We start from the raw sequence: 20,763 nt of genomic DNA, 5'->3' as shown, positions 1-20,763 counted from the left end.
CAAATAGGGGATTATTTTTCGTCTTTTTTATCACCCGTCATCTTACCAATCGATCCACGCATATCCGTATCGGCAGAAATATTTTTATAATTCATATATTCCATGACACTGATATTACCGGACTTTAATGCTTCTGCCATTGCCAATGGCACCTCTGCTTCAGCCTCCACTACCTTTGCTCTCATTTCTTCTACTTTTGCCTTCATTTCCTGCTCTGTTGCGACAGCCATAGCTCTACGCTCTTCTGCTTTCGCCTGAGCAATTTTCTTATCCGCTTCCGCTTGCTCTGTTTGTAACTCAGCACCAATGTTTCTACCTAAGTCGACATCAGCAATATCAATTGATAGAATTTCAAAAGCAGTACCAGAATCTAATCCTTTAGCTAAAACGGTTTGCGAGATTAGTTCTGGACTCTCGAGTACTTTACTATGGTCGACGGAAGAACCAATTGTCGATATAACCCCTTCACCTACTCGAGCTACAACAGTATCTTCACCCGCACCCCCGACTAGACGGTCGATATTAGCACGGACGGTAATTCTCGCTTTTGCTTTTACTTCAATACCATTCATGGCAACACCTGCTATGAATGGAGTTTCGATTACTTTTGGGTTTACACTCATCTGAACGGCTTCTAAAACGTCACGTCCAGCAAGGTCAATCGCAGCACAGCGTTCAAATGATAACTCAATGTTTGCACGGTGAGCAGCAATTAAAGCATTTACCACTCTATCCACGTTCCCGCCGGCTAAGTAATGACTTTCCAGCTGATTAGTTGTTACATTTAATCCAGCCTTATGTGCTTTAATAAGGGGATTTACAACTCTGCTCGGTGTTACACGTCTAAGTCTCATCCCAACTAATGTAAAGATACTAATTCTAACCCCTGCAGCAAGGGCAGAAATCCAAAGCATTACTGGTACAAACGATAATAATATTCCTAGAAAAATTAATGCCACAACGATAATTCCGATCATAAAAAGACTTCCACTGGTTAATTCCATTGCACTTACCTCCTTGTTTCTAGTTAATCTACTAGTCGGACAACAATACGTACACCTTCAACCTTTATAACAGTGATTCTTGAATTCTGTTCAATGAAACCGCCTTCACTTACCACGTCAATTCTTTCATTATTTATAACTGCAGTTCCTGACGGTCTTAAAACTGTCAATGCGATACCTTCGCTGCCTAATAAATCTGTACGATTTACGTTCGAAACATAACCATCTTCTTTTTTTGCAGAATCAAATAGAATCATCCGATTAAACAAAACCATCTTTTTGCCAAAAACCTTACTCATGATGAATAACAGCGCAATTGAAATGCATATAGAAATGAAAATGGATATTCCAATACTCAGTGGATTTTCTCCTGCTAGAAAAAGACTTGCGATTAACGCCGCTAATCCCAGCGTTCCAGAAATGGCTCCTGGAAGAAAAAATTCTAAAAAGATCAACATAATCCCGATTGCGAATAACGTAATTGTTCCAAAACCGGCAAGACCCGCCTGAAAATGTCCATAAAAGAAAAGAAGTAATGCAAATAATCCGATAAATCCTGATATGCCAAATTTTGACGAATATAGCTCATAAACGATGGCTGCACCCGCAATGGTTAAAAGCAATGTTACAACGATTGGATTCGTTAGAAACTCTATCATAATAACCCTCCCTTCTTGTCGACATTATATATACGTTTCAAAATCATTAAAGTTTCAATTTTTCCAAATTGAAAAACCGCAAGCTAAACGCTTGCGGTTTTGGTTGTCAGAATAATTATGAAAGGTGTTGTTGTACAAATTTATTTACAAGTGAACCGTCAGCTTTACCTTTTACTTTAGGCATGATGGCAGCCATCACTTTTCCCATATCCGCTTTTGATCTTGCACCGACTTCAGAGATTGTTTCTTTAACAATTTCTGACAACTCTTCTTCGGAAAGCTGCTTCGGTAAATACAGTTCGACGATAGCCAATTCTGCACGCAATTTATCAACAAGGTCTTGACGACCTGCTTTATCAAATTCATGGAGGGATTCTTTGCGTTGCTTTACTTCGCGAGAAAGGATTGTTAACTCAGTTTCTTCGGAAAGCTCTTTTGTTCCAAGCTTAATAGCTTCATTTTGCAATGAGGCTTTTACCATCCGAATTGTTGTGAGTTTGTCTTTTTCCTTATTTTTCATCGCTTGTTTCATGTCATTATTTAAACGCTCGAGAAGACTCATAAATTACACCCTCTCTTAGAACTTACGTTTTCTTGCTGCTTCAGACTTTTTCTTACGCTTAACACTTGGCTTTTCGTAGAATTCGCGCTTTCTTGCCTCTTGCAAAGTACCAGTTTTTGATACTGTACGTTTGAAGCGACGAAGAGCATCTTCAAGCGATTCGTTTTTACGAACGACGGTTTTAGACATTCTCTTTCCCTCCCTCCGAAACACAACACACTTACATTCAATCCATGTACCTTGCAATTATAATATAACCTGCATACAAGGTCAACTGTATTTCTATAGATGAAACAAGCTTTTGATATTTTTATTCATAAATACACAACTTTTTGAACAACCTACCATAAATCTGGCATGTCCTCAACCCTTAGGCATACAATTAAGGGAGGGGGAGAAGACATGCTATACATACTATTATTTATATTATTTATCTTATTATTTATCTTTGGCATGACCATAATAAGGTTTGGATTATTTAATTTATCAGGTAATAAACTAAAAGGATGGTTAACCAAACTTACAAGTACACCATTTAAAGGTATGGTGACTGGGACGTTTGTGACAGCATTATTACAGAGCAGTTCAGCAGTAATGGTCATCACCATCGGGCTAATATCAGCAAAAATCATGACGTTTCCTCAATCAATCGGAATTATTTTAGGAACAAATATCGGAACAACCTTTAAAACTGAACTTATTACCTTCAATCTTGATAAAGTTTTGGTACCACTCGCTATTATCGGAGCATTTCTTACCTTTTTTAAATCAATAAAAATAAGAAGCGTCGGAATGGTCACCTTTGGAATCGCCTCAGTCTTTACAGCAATGAAAGGCTTTGAGCTCTTAGCTCAGCCATTAACTGCACTCCCATTTATCAATAATTTTATCCTCTCTATTAACGATAACATCTTACTAAGTATCTTAACTGGAGCATTCATTACTGCCATTATTCAATCAAGTACAGCTATGACAGGTATCACGATGGGTTTTTTAACAGCAGGTCTTCTTCATCTTGACGCTGGTATCGCGATCGTATTTGGTGCGAATATTGGGACATGTATTACAGCACTGTTCGCTTCAATTGGAGGAGGGAAAGAATCTAGACTGGCTGCCTTTGCGCACGTTTGGCTCAATGTTGCTGGTGTTTTACTTTTCACTCCCTTTATTCCATATTTATCCGAAAATGCTCATTTGCTAGCAGATGAAAAGATGATTCAATTAGCTCATATTAGTGTTATCTTTAATGTGATTTCATCCATCATGGTTCTGCCTTTTGCCACTAGATTTGGTGAAATGATCCTGAAAGTGCATGGTGGAAAAATAAAACAATAAAAAAAGACGGCCATGGCCGTCTTTTTAGTAATCGGAAGTACTTGTTAAACCTTGAAGAATGGCAACACCTGCACTTGCACCAATTCTCGTCGCTCCTGCTTGAATCATTTTTTCCGTATCTTCCGTGTTACGAACTCCTCCGGAAGCTTTCACGCCAATATCTGGTCCAACAGTTTCCCTCATCAGTTTAATATCTTCAACTGTAGCACCGCCCGTTGAGAATCCTGTGGACGTTTTTACAAAATCTGTACCAGCCTTTACAGCAAGCTCACAGGCACGAATTTTTTCTTCCCTTGTAAGAAGGCTTGTTTCAATAATAACCTTGGTTAACGCTCTGCCTTTTGCCGCTTCAACAACTGCACGGATATCTTTTTCAACTAATTCATCATTTTTATCTTTTAATGCACCAATATTGATAACCATATCCACTTCATCAGCACCGTTTTCAATAGCATTGGTTGTCTCAAATGCCTTTGTTTCTGGAGTTGTTGCCCCCAAAGGAAATCCAATAACCGTGCACACCTTAACGTCGCTGCCGTTAAGTAAATCTCTAGCAATGCTTACCCAAGTTGGATTTACACAAACTGAAAAAAATTTATGTTCTATTGCCTCCTGGCAAAGGGTTTCAATTTGCTGACGGGTTGCGTCTGCTTTTAACAAGGTATGGTCAATCATTGAAGCAACATTGGTAGTAGCCATTTTACTTACCCCTTTTCTTAAAGAAATTTGATACTAACATTAGAATACCCAAATTAACGTAAAAAAAGGACCAAAATTGGTCCTTAAATGGCTGCTTCTTCTATTGTAAATACTTCTGCTTTTATATCATCTTCAACAATTCTTACAAATTGTCCTTCATTGTATGGATAACCTGCTTTTGTAATTTTTACTTTAACAAGTTTGCCAATCATTTCCTCTGTTGTAGGAAATACTACTTTTAAATAATTATCTGTATACCCTACATATAACCCATCGCTGAATTCTTCTTCAGGAATTACTTCTAAAACATCATTCTCGAATTGTGAAGAATATTCCTTTGCTAATTGATCAGAAAGTGTGATTAAGCGATGTACCCGCTCATTCTTAACTTCTTCGTCTACTTGGTCTTCCATACGCGCAGCAGGCGTTCCTGTACGCTTGGAATAAGGGAAAACATGAAGTTCAGAAAATTTATGTTCGTTAATAAAATTATATGTTTCCATAAATTCCTCTTCCGTTTCACCCGGAAAACCAACGATTACATCAGATGTAACCGCAAGACCTGGAAGTACTTCTTTAAGACGGTCTAATCTTTCACCAAAGAATTCCATCGTATATTTACGCCGCATTCTTTTTAGTACAGTATTTGACCCTGATTGAATTGGGATATGCAAATGACGAACAATAATAGTAGAGTGTTTTATCACTTCGATTACCTCATCGGTAATTTGGCTTGCTTCAATGGATGAAATTCGAAGTCGTTCAAGTCCCTTTACTTGGGCTTCTAAATCACGCAGCAACAATGCTAAATTGTAATCCTTCATATCCTCACCATATCCACCTGTGTGAATACCAGTTAATACGATCTCTTTATACCCCGCATCCACAAGCTGTTGTGCTTGGCGGATAACTTCCTTTGGATCACGTGATCTCATTAACCCGCGCGCCCATGGGATAATGCAAAAAGTACAGAAATTATTACAACCTTCTTGAATCTTTAAAGAAGCACGTGTTCGATCAGTAAATGCAGGAACATCAAGCTCCTCATAAACCCGATTTTTCATAATATTTCCTACACCATTTATCGGCTGGCGTTCTGTTTTATACTGTTCAATGTATTCTAGCATTTTAACTCGATCCTGGGTTCCCACTACGATATCAACACCAGGTATTGCCATAATTTCTGCTGGTGATGTTTGGGCGTAACATCCTGTTACACAGATAACGGCATCAGGATTTTTTCGAACGGCCCGCCGGATTACTTGCCGGCTTTTTTTATCGCCTGTATTTGTTACAGTACAAGTATTAATAATATATACATCAGAGATTGATTCAAAATCAACTCGGTCATAGCCTTCTTGCTTGAACAATTGCCAGATTGCTTCAGTCTCATAATGATTCACCTTACATCCTAGTGTATGAAAAGCGACTGTTGGCATTTTATTCATCTCCTCATTAATTCAAAATGGTAGGAAACTGCCGCTAGAGCATATAAGGGCGCCGTTTCCGTTCTTAATATTCGCGGTCCCAAGCCGCACAGGGCAAAGTTATTTTCCTTTAAAACTTGAACCTCTTCTTCAGTAAGTCCTCCTTCTGGACCAAACACGATGAGCAGGGAATCCCCTTGGTTCATTGCTTGTAACGTCGAGGAGAAATTAGTTGTTTCACCACTTCTGCTCTCTTCCTCGAACGCGACTAATTTATAATTGAAATTTTTGCTTTTCTCTATCAAAGCTTTAAAATTCAATGGGCTTATGATCTCAGGTACAACACCCCGATGGGATTGCTCCGCAGCTTCCTTGGCAATTTTTTGCCATCTCTCAATTTTTTTAGCTGCTTTTTTATCATCCCATTTTACGACAGAACGACGGGCAGCAAAAGGGATAAATTCATGCGCACCAAGTTCAGTACCCTTTTGAATTATCCATTCAAGTTTGTCCCCTTTTGGGAGTCCGCTTGCAATCGTGATTGAAATGGGTAACTCTGATTTCTCATCTTTCCATTGTACAACGTCTGCAACGACTTGTTCATCGGTAATTTTTGCAATTTCACAAACTGCAGTTTCCCCATTGGGATCGACACAAATGATTTTGTCGCCGATTTCCATCCGCATAACCTTTATTATATGATGATGGTCATCGCCATCAATTACAAAACTGTTTTCATTTGCTCGCTGTTTAACAAAGTAGCGTTGCACACGATGCACCCCTCTAAAACATTTTACTCTTTATTTTACTGCAATAATTGTCACATTTAAAGCAGTGAAATAGAAAAAAGGGGAATTATCCCCTTTTTATAAGCATTATAACCTTTTCGCAATTATCGCAACCCAATCTTCCATTAAAATTGTCTCTGTAATTTCAAATCCAGAAGAAATAAGAGCTTCTTTTACCATGTCTTTCTTCTGCTGAATGATTCCCGAAGCAATGAAAGAACCTCCAGGTTTAACAACACGAGCTACATCACCTGTAAAACGTAAAATAACCTCAGCTAAAATATTCGCAACAATAACATCTGCTGAATTCTCTTCCACACCGTCTAATAGATTATTCTGTGCCGTAGTTACCCGATCACTGACCTTATTAAGTTTAATGTTCAGACGGGCTGTTGTAACAGCTATTTCATCTAAATCAAAGGCACGAACATCTTCTGCTCCTAACATCGCTGCAGCAATACTTAACACACCGGAACCAGTCCCTACATCAATGACCCTGTCCCCTGGCCGAACCGTTCTTTCTAGTGCCTGTATACACATAACGGTTGTCGGATGTGTTCCTGTTCCAAAGGCCATTCCTGGGTCCAATTCAATGATTAATTCATCACTGCTGACAGGAGTGTAAATCTCCCAAGTTGGTACAATCGTGAACTTCTCAGAGATTTTAACAGGATTATAATACTTCTTCCATGCTGTAGCCCATTCTTCTTCATTCACTTCACTAATGGTGACTGTATTTTCCCCAATATCTATATTGTGGATAATAAGATTATTAATGGATTCTTTAATCGCGTCTACGGTTTCACCTAGAAAGCTGTTAACTGGTAGATATGCTTTAACGATAACTCCTTCTTCAGGGTAATCATCTGGATTGAGTTGGTAGATTTCCCCGAACTGATCTTGCCTCTCCTTTGTTAGTTCAAAAGGATCTTCAATAACTACACCGCTAGCACCGGCCTCGTGTAAAATATGCGATATTGGTTCTATCGCTTCGTTTGTAGTGTGAATACTAAGTTCAGACCATTTCATTCTACCAACTCCAATCCTTAATCGCCCTTAAAGGCTCGTTTTACTTTTGAAAAGAAACCTTCTTCATGTTCACCAATTGGTGAGTTACCGCTTAAATCGGCAAATTCACGAAGAAGCTGCTTTTGTTTATCTGTTAATTTAGTAGGAGTAATAATACGGACAATAATATGCTGATCCCCTACTCCATAACCACGTACATTCGGAATACCTTTTCCTTTGAGTCGGAATTTTGTTCCTGTTTGCGTTCCAGCAGGAACCTTTAATTTCACTTTCCCATGGAGTGTCGGTACTTCAATGTCATCGCCCAGTGAAGCCTGAACAAATGTGATTGGCATTTCACAATATACATCATCGCCATCTCTTTCAAAAAACTCATGTTCTCTGACGTGGAAAACAATATATAAATCACCAGTTGGACCACCGTTAATTCCGGCCTCACCTTGTCCAGAAATCCTTAACTGTTGACCATCGTCAATACCAGCAGGAATTTTCACATGAATTTTTTTCCGTTTCTTCACTTTACCTGTGCCGCCACAAGTTGAACATTTATGCTTAATTTCTTTACCAGTCCCATTACAATGGTGGCAAATACGGCGATTAACGACTCTGCCAAATGGTGTGTTCTGCTCAATGTTTAATTGACCGCTTCCATGACAGTGCTGACATGTTTCAGCTTTGGTCCCTTTTTTAGCACCTGAACCACTGCATGTTCCACATGTTTCTTCACGAGGAATTTCAATATCTGTTTCTTTTCCAAATGCTGCTTCCTCAAACGTTATCGTCATCGTGTACTGTAGATCTGCACCTTGTCTAGGTGCATTAGGATCGCGTCTGCGTGATCCGCCGCCACCGCCAAAAAACGTATTAAAGATGTCTTCAAAGCCGCCGAAACCACCGCCAAAATCAGCGCCTCCGCCAAAGCCTTGATTTGGATCAGTATGACCGAATTGATCATAGTGAGCCTTTTTTTGATCATCGCTTAAAACCTCATAAGCTTCAGCGATTTCCTTAAATTTATCTGCTGCATCAGCCTCTTTATTAATATCTGGATGATATTGTTTAGAGAGCTTTCGATATGCCTTTTTTATCTCATCCTTAGAAGCGCTCTTACTAACACCAAGCACCTCATAGTAATCTCGTTTACTCATGATTACCACTCCCGAATCTTTCACATAAAGATTATTCTAACATTTATAAGAACGTCATTGCAATAAGAAATGCACAAGGCGCTTGATTATCGGCGATTAGCATAAGACGAGCCGGCATGAAGGTTGCTCTTTAACCTTCTTGACGGATTGGCTTATGCCCGAGCCGATAGCGCCTGGAGCTGGACAATAAAAACACAATTAACAAAGAAAAAGTCAAAGCCGATGCTGACTTTGACTTTTTCATAAGCTACTAGGTCGAAATTCTATTTTTCATCCTTGATTTCTTCGAATTCAGCATCTACTACATTGTCATCTTTAGGTCCTGCAGCTCCGCCTTCTGCACCTTGTGCTCCTTGTGCTGCCTGAGCCGCTTGTTCATAAAGCTTAACCGTTAACGCTTGGACAATTTCTTGTAAAGCGTCTTTTTTAGCACGGATTTCTTCAAGGTCATTTTTCTCAATTGCTTCTTTTAGAGCATCTTTTGCTTCATTTGCTTTTGCAACTTCAGAAGCATCTACTTTATCTTCTAAGTCTTTTAATGTTTTTTCAGTTGTAAAGACTAGTTGGTCTGCTTCATTGCGAAGTTCCACTTCTTCTTTACGCTGTTTGTCAGCTTCTGCGTTTTCTTCTGCTTCTCTGACCATTTTTTGAATTTCTTCATCAGAAAGACCAGTTGAAGATTTGATTGTAATTTGCTGCTCTTTATTTGTGCCAAGATCTTTAGCACGTACATTAACAATACCGTTTTTATCGATATCAAACGTTACTTCAACTTGCGGAATTCCACGTGGTGCCGGTGGAATATCTGATAGTTGGAAGCGTCCTAATGTCTTATTAAGGTTCGCCATTGGACGTTCCCCTTGAAGAACATGGATATCAACAGCTGTTTGGTTATCAGCAGCAGTAGAGAAAACTTGTGATTTAGAAGTTGGGATTGTTGTGTTACGGTCAATTAACTTTGTGAACACGCCGCCCATTGTTTCAATACCAAGTGAAAGTGGTGTAACGTCAAGTAATACTACATCTTTAACATCACCTGTGATTACGCCTCCTTGGATAGCAGCACCCATTGCTACTACTTCATCAGGGTTAACTCCACGGTGTGGTTCTTGCCCAGTTGCTTTTTTAATTGCTTCTTGTACTGCAGGAATACGAGTTGAACCACCAACAAGAATAACCTTATCTAGCTGTGATGGTGTTAAACCCGCATCACTTAATGCTTGGCGAGTTGGTCCCATTGTCCGTTCAACAAGGTGAGCAGAAAGCTCATCAAATTTAGCACGTGTCATCGTTACTTCAAGGTGAAGTGGACCAGCCGCCCCAGCAGTGATAAAAGGTAAAGAAATTTGTGTAGAAGTTACACCTGATAAATCCTTTTTCGCTTTTTCAGCAGCATCTTTTAAGCGCTGAAGTGCCATTTTATCTTGAGAAAGGTCGATACCATTTTCTTTTTTGAATTGTTCTACTAAGTAATCGATAATAACTTGGTCAAAATCATCACCACCAAGACGATTATCCCCAGCAGTTGATTTTACTTCAAATACTCCATCACCAAGTTCAAGAATCGATACGTCAAAAGTACCGCCGCCTAAGTCGTAAACAAGAACCGTTTGGTCTTGATCTGTTTTATCTAGACCAAATGCAAGTGCCGCAGCAGTCGGCTCATTGATAATACGCTCAACTTCTAAACCAGCAATTCTACCTGCATCTTTCGTTGCTTGACGCTCTGCATCATTGAAATAAGCTGGTACTGTAATAACCGCCTTTGTTACTGGCTCTCCAAGATAATCTTCAGCATAGGATTTTAGATATTGAAGGATAATTGCTGACATTTCTTGTGGAGTATAATTTTTTCCTTCAGCTTCTACTTTATAATCAGTTCCCATATGGCGTTTAATGGACATAATCGTATTAGGATTTGTGATTGCTTGACGCTTTGCCACTTCCCCTACTTGACGTTCACCATTTTTAAATGCCACAACAGATGGAGTTGTGCGGTTTCCTTCTGGATTTGGAATTACCTTTGGTTCGCCGCCTTCGAGAACAGCGACACATGAGTTTGTTGTACCAAGGTCAATACCGATAATTTTACTCATTTCCTTTTCCTCCTATACCCAATATGTAGGTCTTATTGATTTACTTTTACCATCGACGGACGGATAACCCGATCCTTTAACATGTAACCCTTTTGGAATTCTTCAATCACAATATTCGAGCCATAATTTTCATCTTCACCAGTCATAACCGCCTGATGGAAATTAGGATCGAATTCTTTTCCAACTGCTTCTATCGCTTCAACGCCTTCATTTTTCAAAGCTTCTACTAATCCGCGATACACCATTTCCATACCCTGTAGCAACGATTTTGACTGCTCATTATCTGCTTCTATATTCAAAGCTCTTTCAAAATTGTCCAACGCAGGAAGCAGTTCAATTGCTAACTTTTGTGCTCTATATTTCTCACCCGCCTCGATATCTAATCGAGTACGACGGCGGAAGTTATCAAAATCTGCTTGTAAACGTAAGTAACGATTATCTGCTTCTTCTAATTTACTGGTTAACGTTTGTATCTCAGCAGAATAGTCTATTTCCTTTGAATCTACCTTTGAATCCTCTGCTTCAGCAAAAACCATTTCAGCTTCCTCATTGGTAAGTTCCGCATGTTCATTCAATTCAGATTCAACTTCCTCATTTAGAGTGTTGTTCTTTTCTTTTGTCAACTTACTCACCTCCTTAAAGGATTGTTAAACATTTATTATTTAAAGTTATTTCCATGAAAAGGTGGTGAAAAAAGTGTATTTCACTTAGTTGAAATACGCAGTATTTTCACCCTTACTCAATATTTCCACCCCTAATATTTTTGATACAGGTTCGTTAACACTGAGGTTAAATCCTTGCTTAAAAACTGCAGCAAGCTAATTACTCGGGAATATTCCATTCTAGTTGGCCCAAGAATGGCAATCGTACCCAACTTTTCTGCTCCAACCGAATAGGTGGCGGTTATAAGGCTGCAATTTTCCATAGCGCTATTATTGTTTTCTCTGCCAATTTTAACATTTATACCAGCTGATTCATTTTTAATCAAAGGATAAATCCACTCTTCGTGATCAATCATTTGTAAAAGACTACGAATTTTATTGATATCATGAAACTCTGGCTGGCTTAACATATTTGTTTTCCCACCAAAGAAGAGCTTTTCGTTAGCAGGCATTTTTAGCGAATCTGCAATCGTATGCAGCATTAAATCATAATTGCGAATATGCTGTCTTAGTAACATGGCTACTTCTTTGTAGATTTTATCGTTTAGATCTTCTAGAGCTACCCCAGTCAAACGCTCATTTAAGATGTTGACCGTTTTTTCCAAATCACTTGCATCAACTGAAGGAGGCAAATAAAACGTTCTGTTTTCAACATGTCCAGAATCAGTTACAAAGATCGCAACAGCGGTTTCCTTGTTTAAAGGGATGATTTGAATCCTTTTAAGTTTATTGAAGCTGGCAGCAGGGCCTAAAACGATAGAAGTATAATTGGTTAACTCGGATAAGATTTTCGCTGATTTTTGAATGATTTTTTCAAACTCGAAAATCTTCTCGGCGAAAATTGATTGGATAATCGTAATATCCTGCTTGTTTAATGCTTGAGGCGACAGCAAATGGTCTACATAATACCGATAGCCTTTTTCAGATGGAACACGACCAGAAGAAGTATGCGTTTTTTCAATATAGCCTAATTCCTCAAGATCAGACATTTCATTACGAATAGTCGCAGAACTAAATGAAATTTCATCCTTTTTCGACAAACTCCTTGAGCCGACAGGTTGTGCAGACCGAATAAAATCATCAACAATAACCTGAAGAATCAATAATTGACGATCTGTTAACACCTTTCATCACCTCTGTTAGCACTCATTGATGTCGAGTGCTAATTATATTAATAAATTATCAAAAATAGGGGGACGGTGTCAATCATTTGGTATTAAGAAATTGAAAGCCACCTAAGATAGCAGTTCGTTCGTAACCCCTAAAAATGATTGAAAGACCTCATTGCCTAAAAGCCTCCCCTTTTTTGTTAAATATATATTATCTTTTTTTACTTCTATCCATTTTTTTGCAATCAAATCAGAAATCTCATTTTCAAATATTTTCAGCGGGTCAATATCAAATTTTTCGATGAAATGGGATATTGATACTCCATCTGTTTTTCGCAGACCTAAAAACATTTCTTCTTCTATTTGTTCTGCTTTTGAAGTTTGGTGTTCCTGAAAGATAGGGAGGTTCCCGCTATCAATTAGTTCCATATATTTTTTCAATGGTCCTGCATTCGAGCGTCTCCAGCCATTCACATAGCTGTGAGCACCTGCTCCGAACCCATAATAGTAATCGTTATTCCAGTATGTTAGGTTATGCTTGCTTTCATAGCCAGGCTTTGAAAAATTACTAATTTCATATTGATTAAATCTGTGCTTTTCCATTTGCTCCATAAGCAGTTCATACATTGCTGCTTCCGTATCTTCTCCAGGTTGTGGCAGTTTGCCTTTTTGCAAGAGATTGTAAAAAACGGTCTTTGGTTCAATAATTAATGAATACGCAGAGTAATGTTGAATATCTAGAGTAAAGGCTTGTGCTAATGACTCCATAAAATCGTTAATCGTTTGTGTTGGCAAACTGAAGATTAAATCAATACTGATGTTATCAAAACCAATTGACTTGGCATTGTCTACTGTTTGGTAAACATCTTTTGCCCGATGTACACGGCCAATTTTCTCTAACAAGTCATCATTAAAGGTTTGAACACCGAGACTAAGGCGGTTTACACCTGCATCTTTTAATATTTGTAACTTTTCTATTGTTAAATCACCTGGATTTGCTTCAAAAGTAAATTCAACATTTCTACTCATTGGTAAGTTCCGGGTTATACTTTCGCAAAACCTTTCAAGCTGCTTTTCATTTAGGGAGGTCGGTGTCCCACCGCCCACAAAAATGGTTTGCAGTTTTTCAGTTGGATATTTGTTTAATGTTAGGAGCATTTCCTGCTCAAGTGCCTGCAAATATTCATCCACCGGCTGCCCTTTAAGAAATACTTTATTAAAATCACAGTAATGGCAAATGTGCTCACAAAAGGGTATATGGAGATAAGCAGCTTTAATCATACTTTCACCTTCCTGGAAAAGCGGGAGCGCCTTGCTCAGGGAAAAAAGAAGTTCATTTTTTCCTCGGGGCGTGAGTCTAGACGAGCCGGCGGGAAGGTTGTTCATTAACCTTTCTGACGGATTGACTTAGACCTTAGAGCCCCTAGGCGCTGCAGCTAGACATATTTTTCTAGTAAAAAGAGGCTGGATTTCGCCTATAAATAGACATCCCAACCTCCCGTTTCATTTTTTATTTTTTTGTATTATTATCATCCATTTTTAGAACAGCCATGAAGGCTTCTTGTGGGACCTCTACAGAACCAACCTGTTTCATCCGTTTTTTACCTTCTTTTTGTTTCTCGAGCAGCTTTCGTTTACGAGAGATATCTCCCCCATAACATTTAGCCAATACGTTTTTACCCATGGATTTAATGGTTGAACGAGCAACAATTTTTTGACCAATAGCCGCTTGGACAGGAACTTCGAATTGCTGCCTTGGGATTAATTCCTTTAGCTTCTCAACAATGACTTTGCCGCGTTCATAGGCAAAATCTTTATGAACGATAAAGCTTAAGGCATCCACCTTTTCAGCGTTTAACAATATATCCATCTTAACCAAGCTAGACGGTTTATAGCCAATTAACTCATAATCAAATGATGCATAGCCTCGGGTGCTAGATTTAAGTTGATCAAAGAAATCGTAAACAATTTCTGCTAACGGAATTTCATAAATAATGCTTACACGGTTTTCACCTTGGTAATCCATATTAATAAACATACCACGCTTTTGCTGACACAGCTCCATAATCGCACCGACATATTCATTTGGAGCCATCATCGTTGCTTTTACGTAAGGCTCTTCAACATGGTCAATTTTCTGTGGATCCGGAAGATTTGAAGGGTTATCCACTTTTATTTGAGTGCCATTTGTCATGTGTACATCATAGATAACACTCGGTGCTGTTGTAATCAAATCAATCTTGAATTCACGCTCAATTCGCTCTTGAATAATCTCCATATGAAGTAGTCCTAAGAATCCACAGCGAAAACCAAAACCCAGGGCTTGAGATGTTTCAGGCTCAAATTGAAGCGCAGAATCGTTTAATTGCAGTTTCTCTAGTGCTTCACGTAAATCATTGAATTTTGCCGTATCGATTGGATACAAGCCACAATACACCATTGGGTTTAACTTACGGTAACCTGGCAGTGCTTCTGTCGCACCGTTTTTAGCGTTCGTAATCGTATCACCGACACGTGTATCGCCAACATTTTTAATCGATGCTGAAAGGAACCCAACATCACCAACTGTAAGTTCATCTAGGAGCAATGATTTTGGTGTAAATACTCCAACTTCATTCACTTCAAATTCTGCACCAGTAGCCATCATTTTAATTTTATCGCCAACTTTTACGCTTCCTTCTACCACACGAATGTAAGCAACGACACCGCGATAAGCATCATAAAGGGAATCAAAAATTAGTGCTTTTAATGGAGCATCAGGGTCACCAGTTGGTGCAGGAACAGATTTCACTACCTGTTCTAGGATGTCCTCAATCCCAATTCCCGCTTTAGCAGACGCTAAAACCGCTTCAGAAGCATCAAGTCCAATCACCTCTTCGATTTCATTACGGACTCTTTCAGGCTCAGCACTTGGTAAGTCGATTTTATTGATAACCGGTAAAATTTCAAGGTTATTATCTAAAGCAAGGTAAACGTTCGCCAAGGTTTGCGCTTCAATTCCTTGTGCGGCATCAACAACTAAAATTGCACCCTCACAGGCAGCCAAACTTCGAGAAACCTCATAGGTAAAATCGACGTGCCCAGGTGTATCAATAAGATGGAAAGTATATTCTTCACCATCTTTTGCTTTGTATTTTAATTGTACGGCATTTAACTTAATCGTAATCCCGCGTTCTCTTTCTAAATCCATCGAATCTAGAAGCTGAGCCTTCATTTCACGGGATGATAATGCATTGGTTTTTTCTAAAATACGATCTGCTAATGTTGATTTCCCGTGGTCAATATGGGCAATAATCGAGAAATTTCTTATCTTAGACTGTCTTTTTAATTTTTCTTCTCTATTCATGTGTTTCACTCCTACTATAACTCGCACAATTACACTATTTTTGATTATATCAGTACGGGAAATAAGATTCAATTAAAACTGAAACAACAAAAAAAAAGCGGCATCCAAGAGAAGGATCCGCTAGGAATATTTATTTTGTTATTAGATTAATCAGTTTTTCTGAAGCATTAGAGACACCTTGTGAAATCTTCTTTCCCATCGAGGAAAATAGATTAAAGGCACTTATTTCCTCAAGCTTCTTTTTCTTTTCGTTTAGATCATGAGACGATATTTCATTTCCCAAAAAAGTTGCCTTAACTTGTTCACCATTGTCATTTATTGCAACAGCATTTTGAAAATTCGGGTCATCGTAGCCTTTCATCTTATGAATACCGTCATTAGCCAATTGCATCCCAGCTAAGACCGAAATAAACATCAGCGCCAGGATACAGAAAAACTTTAGCATGAACATTTTCATATGACATGCTCCTTTACCTCTATTGTTTATCCGTGGAAGGTTCAGCATTCACTTTTTCTGCCTGCCAGAAATATTCACTGAAAACATCGGCTAGTGCCTCAGCTGAACGATTTATCTCTTCAAATGTATTGTCGACGCCGCCAAATTCAATTAATAAGGCATTCTCAGAAAGATTTTGATTATATACTCCATTTGAGCCCGCGCCTGCTTTTTTCAAAACTCCCCAACTGATCCCTTTATATTTCTCTTGTAAAAGATTATGGAGATCTGTGGCTAACTTTTCATTTTTTTCATGGTTAGGGTTGTTTCCACCTACTACAAAAACCAACTGTGCATAGGCTTGTCCATTTATTATTGGTGTAGTTTTATCCTTCCGGCGTGCATCCCGGTGGATGTCGATTAAATATTGTATTTCACGGTTTTGTGCCATTGCAGTCTGAACCAATTCACCTGATTTTCGATAAGTAACTGGCATCTTGACTGTCCCCATTATATCTGTTTTATCAACCGATGTTCCAATCCCTCTAGCCTCTAGGCTTTCTTTTAATTTATCGCCTATTTTCGTTACATTTAATTGAGAATGATACGCCAGGTCAGGATCGGTGACTCCTTGCAGATAAGGGAGATAGGACTCGCGATTATGTGTAAAGTAGAGATGTACGACCTTCTTTTCACCTGTCGTAAGTGACGGTGAAGGCTTTTCACCACCGCTGTCGCCTTGATCAATTCCTTCTAAGTTCTGCAATGAAGCCTCGCGCTCTGCTTGCATAATTTCTATTGGTGGTGCTGATTCCATTGGCATATTGGTATAGTTGGAACCTTCACCGGCGACAACAATTTTTCCGTCAAACTGAAAAAATCCGGGTAGTTCCCTGCCTAAAAGACTTCTAGGGTCGTTTAAATTAATATTGCTCGAAAGCTTAAAAATTAAGTTGGTTAACTTAGGGCTTGCTGTTAAATTATCTTCAATGGACAGGAAATGATGATTCTCCCATGCCATTAGTTGATAGAGCATTTTCCCATTAACTTGATTCGCTGCTGTATTTACAGAGTTAGACATAGGTCGGAATTGGGGCTTTAATGATGTTAACAACCCACTGATGGAAAACACCAATACCATAAACAATAAGATAAAAGAGGTTACTTTTATAAGATTCGTCCCTTGCACCGTCAAAAACAATCCAGAATTCCTAGTAGATTTCATGGTTCCACCTCTCAATTTGATTCTAGTAAATACTTATGACATTACTAGAATTGCTAGAACCATAATTCACAATTAAGAGGTGGTTAAAAGAACATTAACGTGTATAGTAACCTGCATTCCCTTGATCGACGTTACTGTGGAGAGAAGCATTCAAGCCGCTTGCAATAAGGTTAGCCATATCTTCAATAAATACATCCACTTCTTTTGGAGTGACCATTAGATTATGTCCAAGAGGGGATAGAACCTCGTAGATTAATTTACGTTTTTCTTCCTCTTCTAAAGTTCCAATCATCCCTAAGAAGGTCTTACGGTGTTTTTCTTCCGGAAGATCATCTTCGGTAAGTTTTTTTCGCTTCCCAAACGTCATACCCGCGGGTGCGAGGGCTCTTGAAGGACGATTTCCTTCCTTAAGCTCCTTACCAAAATGCTTCAGGATATAATCGATCGTGTCACTCGTAATTGAAACGGCGTCAACAACAGTCGGAACTCCGATAGCTATTACAGGCACTCCCAATGTTTCTTTGCTTAATTCTTTTCTTTTATTCCCTACACCTGACCCTGGATGAATACCTGTATCAGAGACTTGGATGGTAGAATTGACTCTTTCAATTGATCTAGCTGCTAATGCATCAATAGCTATAACAAAATCAGGCTTTGTTTTTTCCACTACTCCAAAAATAATATCGCTCGTCTCAATTCCTGTTAATCCCATTACCCCAGGAACTAAAGAACTAACTGGACGATATCCTTCTTCTACACTCTCTGGCTGTAATTGGAACAAGTGTCTGGTAATAAGTAGGTTCTCACAAACCATCGGTCCAAGTGCATCAGGAGTCACATTCCAATTTCCCAGGCCAACAACAAGACAAGTTGCATCTTTTTTAATCCCTGTGCCTTCTAGAAAGTGCGCGAATTCTTTTGCAAAAATCCCCTCAACTTTTTGTTGCAACGGTGTATCCTGCTGCCTAATCCCTTGTACTTCAAGTGTTAAATAACGTCCAGCTTTTTTACCTAGTTGATTTCCGCCTTCTTCTGTGACCTCAACTAATGATATTTTTATATCATCTACATCTTTTTCTTTTATGATGACCCCTTCAATTTGTGAGATGTTCTCCGCTTGATTGACTGTCCCTTCCCTATCAGCAATAACCATTTCTCTTGCTTCAATCGCTAAATCCGTTCGAATTGAGTACTGACTTAAGTCTATATTGGTATTTAAGTTCTCCTGCATCATGTCGCGCTCCCATCTTTAAATTCTAAATAGAAACTATTTCCTATTTTTGCCCCTTTTTCGCTAAAACATTCAAGTTTATTCTTATATGAAAATAATCTAGTATTGCAATCTAGGGTTTGTTTTGATAAAATATCACTTGTTCTGATTAATTGTGAATGAAGGTAAAGTCGAGTTCATATAGTCTCGATTCTTTGTAGGAGGTGAAAGTAATGCCTAACATTAAATCTGCTATTAAGCGTGTAAAAACAAGCGAAGCTCGTAATGCTCAAAATACAACTGCTAAATCTGCAATGCGTACTGCTGTTAAGAAAGTAGAAGCTGCTGTTACTCTTAACGATGCTCCTGCTGCTAAAGAAGCATTCTCAACTGCTGCTAGCAAACTAGACAAGGCTGCTGCTAAAGGACTTATCCATAAAAATGCTGCTGCTCGTAAAAAATCACGTCTTGCTAAAAAAGCTAACTCTCTATAATAAGAGCGCATGAAAAAACGATTCCTATTTGGAATCGTTTTTTTGTTTTAACGTTTTATTTTAAATAACAACAATTCTATTAGTAATGATTTATTCATGCCTCCCGTTTTCATTTGATGGTCAGCATTTGCCAGCATCCCTATTAGGTTGGTCAATTCTTCATCCGTAAATTGATTGGCTTGTCCTGCAGCAAGCTTTACTCGGAAGGGATGAGTTTTCAAAAAACCAGCCATTTGCTGTTGTCCATACCCTCTTCTCGAAAGCTCTTTTACCTGATAAATAAGCCTGAATTGCCCTGCAAGCAGTGCTAATATCTTAATCGGTTCCTCGTTTTGCTTTAATAAATCATAATAAATTCTTAGTGCGTCTTCCGGTCTTCTTTGGACTACTTTTTCAATTAAGGTAAAAATATTTTGCTCCAGAGATCTCGAAACTAATTTTTCAACCATTGTGGCATTAATTTGTTTTTCCTCAGCAGCATACAACGCTAATTTATCCACTTCACTTGTAATCATAAACATATTCGTACCTACAAGTGTAATCAAGAGTTCGAGTGCATCATGATCAAAAACAATGCCCTGTACTTTTGCTCTTTCCTTTACCCAATTTTTCAAGTCATGCTCGTTCAACTTTTTTGCTTCTACTGTGACAGCACTTCTTTTTAGCTCTTTGGTAATCTTTTTTCGTTCATCAAGTTTTTCATACGGAGCCGAGATAACCAAGATTGTATAGGGAGCAGGTTCTTTAATATACATTTCAAATCTGGAGATATTATGGTCAATTTTTTCTTTTGTCTTTTCAGCAGTTAAAAACTTGGGATTATGTAAAAATATCACCTTTTTTTCACCTAAAAAAGGGAAGGTTTCTGCATCCTCTAACGCCGTTTCGATAGGTGTTTCTTCTAAATCATACGCGGTAAAATTAAAGTCCTTTTCTTCTTCATCTAAAACCTGATTTAGCAGCAATTGTTTCGTTTCATTGATTAAAAAAGTCTCTGTACCATATAATAAATAAATGGGAGCAATTTCCCGTTGTTTAATTTGTTTCCAAACTTCTAATACCATTATCCAAGCTCCCCTTCAATTTACGTTCCATTCTCTATCGTAATGAAGCTTGGACGATTTGACAAGTGTTAAAAGGGAATTGACGGCTTCCGTAAAAAGCGCCAATTCCCGATCTATAATGAACGCCCGCAATTAATGCCCTAGGATCTTTTAATTGCCTGGCGGAGTTCCTTGTGTAAATTTAGTGTCACCTTTTTGGGATAAAGTATTTGTGTCAACTCTTGTCAATAGAGGAAGCAGATATTGAATGTATACTGGATTTTTGAAGTTAAATCGCTTATACTATTATGTGAAATAGGAGGGGTATATTGTGAATGAATTTGAAAAGAATGTGCAAAGTAAAGGTAATGACGCAATCGATTCTGGGATAGGCTTTGTTGTTTCTTTTGGTTTTTTTGCTACAATGTTTATTATTGCTACAGTTATTAAAGTTGTCGGATCCTAATGTAATGCTACATAATTAATTTGTT

21 protein-coding genes are annotated in these 20,763 nt (G+C 38.4%); 3 read left to right on the top strand and 18 right to left on the bottom strand.

Annotation, left to right across the window (positions count from 1 at the left end; all coding sequences use genetic code 11):
- Positions 1-11: 11 nt before the first annotated feature.
- The 4 genes from floA to rpsU form a co-directional block, all read right to left on the bottom strand.
- Positions 12-1,004 carry a flotillin-like protein FloA gene (gene floA / locus QUG14_RS25860; protein WP_289343335.1) on the bottom strand — a complete coding sequence of 331 codons (993 nt, stop codon included), beginning with the start codon at positions 1,002-1,004 and terminating at the stop codon, positions 12-14.
- 23 nt (positions 1,005-1,027) lie between these two features.
- Positions 1,028-1,663, bottom strand: coding sequence for an NfeD family protein (locus tag QUG14_RS25855; RefSeq protein ID WP_289343334.1), 636 nt, complete (start codon positions 1,661-1,663; stop codon positions 1,028-1,030).
- A 115-nt stretch (positions 1,664-1,778) separates the two neighbouring features.
- Positions 1,779-2,225, bottom strand: a complete 447-nt coding sequence (locus tag QUG14_RS25850) for a GatB/YqeY domain-containing protein (protein WP_289343333.1) — start codon at positions 2,223-2,225, stop codon at positions 1,779-1,781.
- A gap of 15 nt (positions 2,226-2,240) precedes the next feature.
- Entirely contained in the window at positions 2,241-2,414 is a 174-nt protein-coding gene (rpsU, locus tag QUG14_RS25845) for a 30S ribosomal protein S21 (protein WP_007087607.1), read from the bottom strand.
- A 213-nt stretch (positions 2,415-2,627) separates the two neighbouring features.
- On the opposite strand from rpsU, the gene QUG14_RS25840 reads away from it, so the two are divergent.
- Positions 2,628-3,560: a Na/Pi symporter gene (locus QUG14_RS25840; RefSeq protein WP_289343331.1), complete on the top strand. Its 933-nt coding sequence runs from the start codon at positions 2,628-2,630 to the stop codon at positions 3,558-3,560.
- 24 nt (positions 3,561-3,584) lie between these two features.
- Here the strand turns inward: QUG14_RS25840 and deoC are convergent, their stop codons facing one another.
- The 13 genes from deoC to gpr all read right to left on the bottom strand — a co-directional run bounded on the left by deoC (position 3,585) and on the right by gpr (position 18,756).
- Positions 3,585-4,259 carry a deoxyribose-phosphate aldolase gene (deoC, locus tag QUG14_RS25835; RefSeq protein ID WP_289343330.1) on the bottom strand — a complete coding sequence of 225 codons (675 nt, stop codon included), beginning with the start codon at positions 4,257-4,259 and terminating at the stop codon, positions 3,585-3,587.
- 83 nt (positions 4,260-4,342) lie between these two features.
- Positions 4,343-5,698, bottom strand: coding sequence for a tRNA (N(6)-L-threonylcarbamoyladenosine(37)-C(2))-methylthiotransferase MtaB (gene mtaB / locus QUG14_RS25830; RefSeq protein WP_289343329.1), 1,356 nt, complete (start codon positions 5,696-5,698; stop codon positions 4,343-4,345).
- A gap of 5 nt (positions 5,699-5,703) precedes the next feature.
- Entirely contained in the window at positions 5,704-6,456 is a 753-nt protein-coding gene (locus tag QUG14_RS25825) for a 16S rRNA (uracil(1498)-N(3))-methyltransferase (protein WP_289343327.1), read from the bottom strand.
- Between the two features lie 105 nt (positions 6,457-6,561).
- Entirely contained in the window at positions 6,562-7,503 is a 942-nt protein-coding gene (gene prmA / locus QUG14_RS25820; protein WP_289343326.1) for a 50S ribosomal protein L11 methyltransferase, read from the bottom strand.
- A gap of 17 nt (positions 7,504-7,520) precedes the next feature.
- Positions 7,521-8,651 (bottom strand): molecular chaperone DnaJ, encoded by a 1,131-nt coding sequence (dnaJ, locus tag QUG14_RS25815; protein ID WP_289343325.1) that lies wholly within the window; start codon positions 8,649-8,651, stop codon positions 7,521-7,523.
- A gap of 263 nt (positions 8,652-8,914) precedes the next feature.
- Entirely contained in the window at positions 8,915-10,747 is a 1,833-nt protein-coding gene (gene dnaK, locus QUG14_RS25810) for a molecular chaperone DnaK (RefSeq protein WP_289343324.1), read from the bottom strand.
- Between the two features lie 32 nt (positions 10,748-10,779).
- A complete protein-coding gene (grpE, locus tag QUG14_RS25805; protein ID WP_289343323.1) occupies positions 10,780-11,370 on the bottom strand; it encodes a nucleotide exchange factor GrpE in 591 nt (196 codons plus the stop codon).
- Between the two features lie 131 nt (positions 11,371-11,501).
- Positions 11,502-12,533: a heat-inducible transcriptional repressor HrcA gene (gene hrcA, locus QUG14_RS25800; protein ID WP_289343321.1), complete on the bottom strand. Its 1,032-nt coding sequence runs from the start codon at positions 12,531-12,533 to the stop codon at positions 11,502-11,504.
- A 111-nt stretch (positions 12,534-12,644) separates the two neighbouring features.
- Positions 12,645-13,799: a radical SAM family heme chaperone HemW gene (gene hemW / locus QUG14_RS25795; protein ID WP_289343319.1), complete on the bottom strand. Its 1,155-nt coding sequence runs from the start codon at positions 13,797-13,799 to the stop codon at positions 12,645-12,647.
- Between the two features lie 229 nt (positions 13,800-14,028).
- Positions 14,029-15,864, bottom strand: a complete 1,836-nt coding sequence (gene lepA / locus QUG14_RS25790; RefSeq protein WP_289343318.1) for a translation elongation factor 4 — start codon at positions 15,862-15,864, stop codon at positions 14,029-14,031.
- A 130-nt stretch (positions 15,865-15,994) separates the two neighbouring features.
- Positions 15,995-16,321, bottom strand: a complete 327-nt coding sequence (locus QUG14_RS25785) for a YqxA family protein (protein ID WP_289343316.1) — start codon at positions 16,319-16,321, stop codon at positions 15,995-15,997.
- A gap of 19 nt (positions 16,322-16,340) precedes the next feature.
- Positions 16,341-17,525 (bottom strand): stage II sporulation protein P, encoded by a 1,185-nt coding sequence (gene spoIIP / locus QUG14_RS25780; RefSeq protein WP_289343315.1) that lies wholly within the window; start codon positions 17,523-17,525, stop codon positions 16,341-16,343.
- A 94-nt stretch (positions 17,526-17,619) separates the two neighbouring features.
- Positions 17,620-18,756, bottom strand: a complete 1,137-nt coding sequence (gene gpr / locus QUG14_RS25775) for a GPR endopeptidase (RefSeq protein ID WP_289343314.1) — start codon at positions 18,754-18,756, stop codon at positions 17,620-17,622.
- A gap of 212 nt (positions 18,757-18,968) precedes the next feature.
- Here gpr and rpsT point away from each other — a divergent pair, with 212 nt between their 5' ends.
- A complete protein-coding gene (rpsT, locus tag QUG14_RS25770; protein WP_063251355.1) occupies positions 18,969-19,229 on the top strand; it encodes a 30S ribosomal protein S20 in 261 nt (86 codons plus the stop codon).
- A gap of 47 nt (positions 19,230-19,276) precedes the next feature.
- On the opposite strand, the gene holA is transcribed toward rpsT, so the two are convergent.
- Positions 19,277-20,293, bottom strand: a complete 1,017-nt coding sequence (gene holA, locus QUG14_RS25765; RefSeq protein ID WP_289343312.1) for a DNA polymerase III subunit delta — start codon at positions 20,291-20,293, stop codon at positions 19,277-19,279.
- A gap of 310 nt (positions 20,294-20,603) precedes the next feature.
- Here holA and QUG14_RS25760 point away from each other — a divergent pair, with 310 nt between their 5' ends.
- Entirely contained in the window at positions 20,604-20,738 is a 135-nt protein-coding gene (locus QUG14_RS25760; RefSeq protein ID WP_289343311.1) for a YqzM family protein, read from the top strand.
- Positions 20,739-20,763: the final 25 nt, after the last annotated feature.

It is taken from the genome of Neobacillus sp. CF12 (genome assembly GCF_030348765.1).
Taxonomy (GTDB): domain Bacteria; phylum Bacillota; class Bacilli; order Bacillales; family Cytobacillaceae; genus Neobacillus.
Note: the sequence above shows the minus strand (reverse complement) of the source record. Positions and strands in the feature narration are given on the sequence as shown.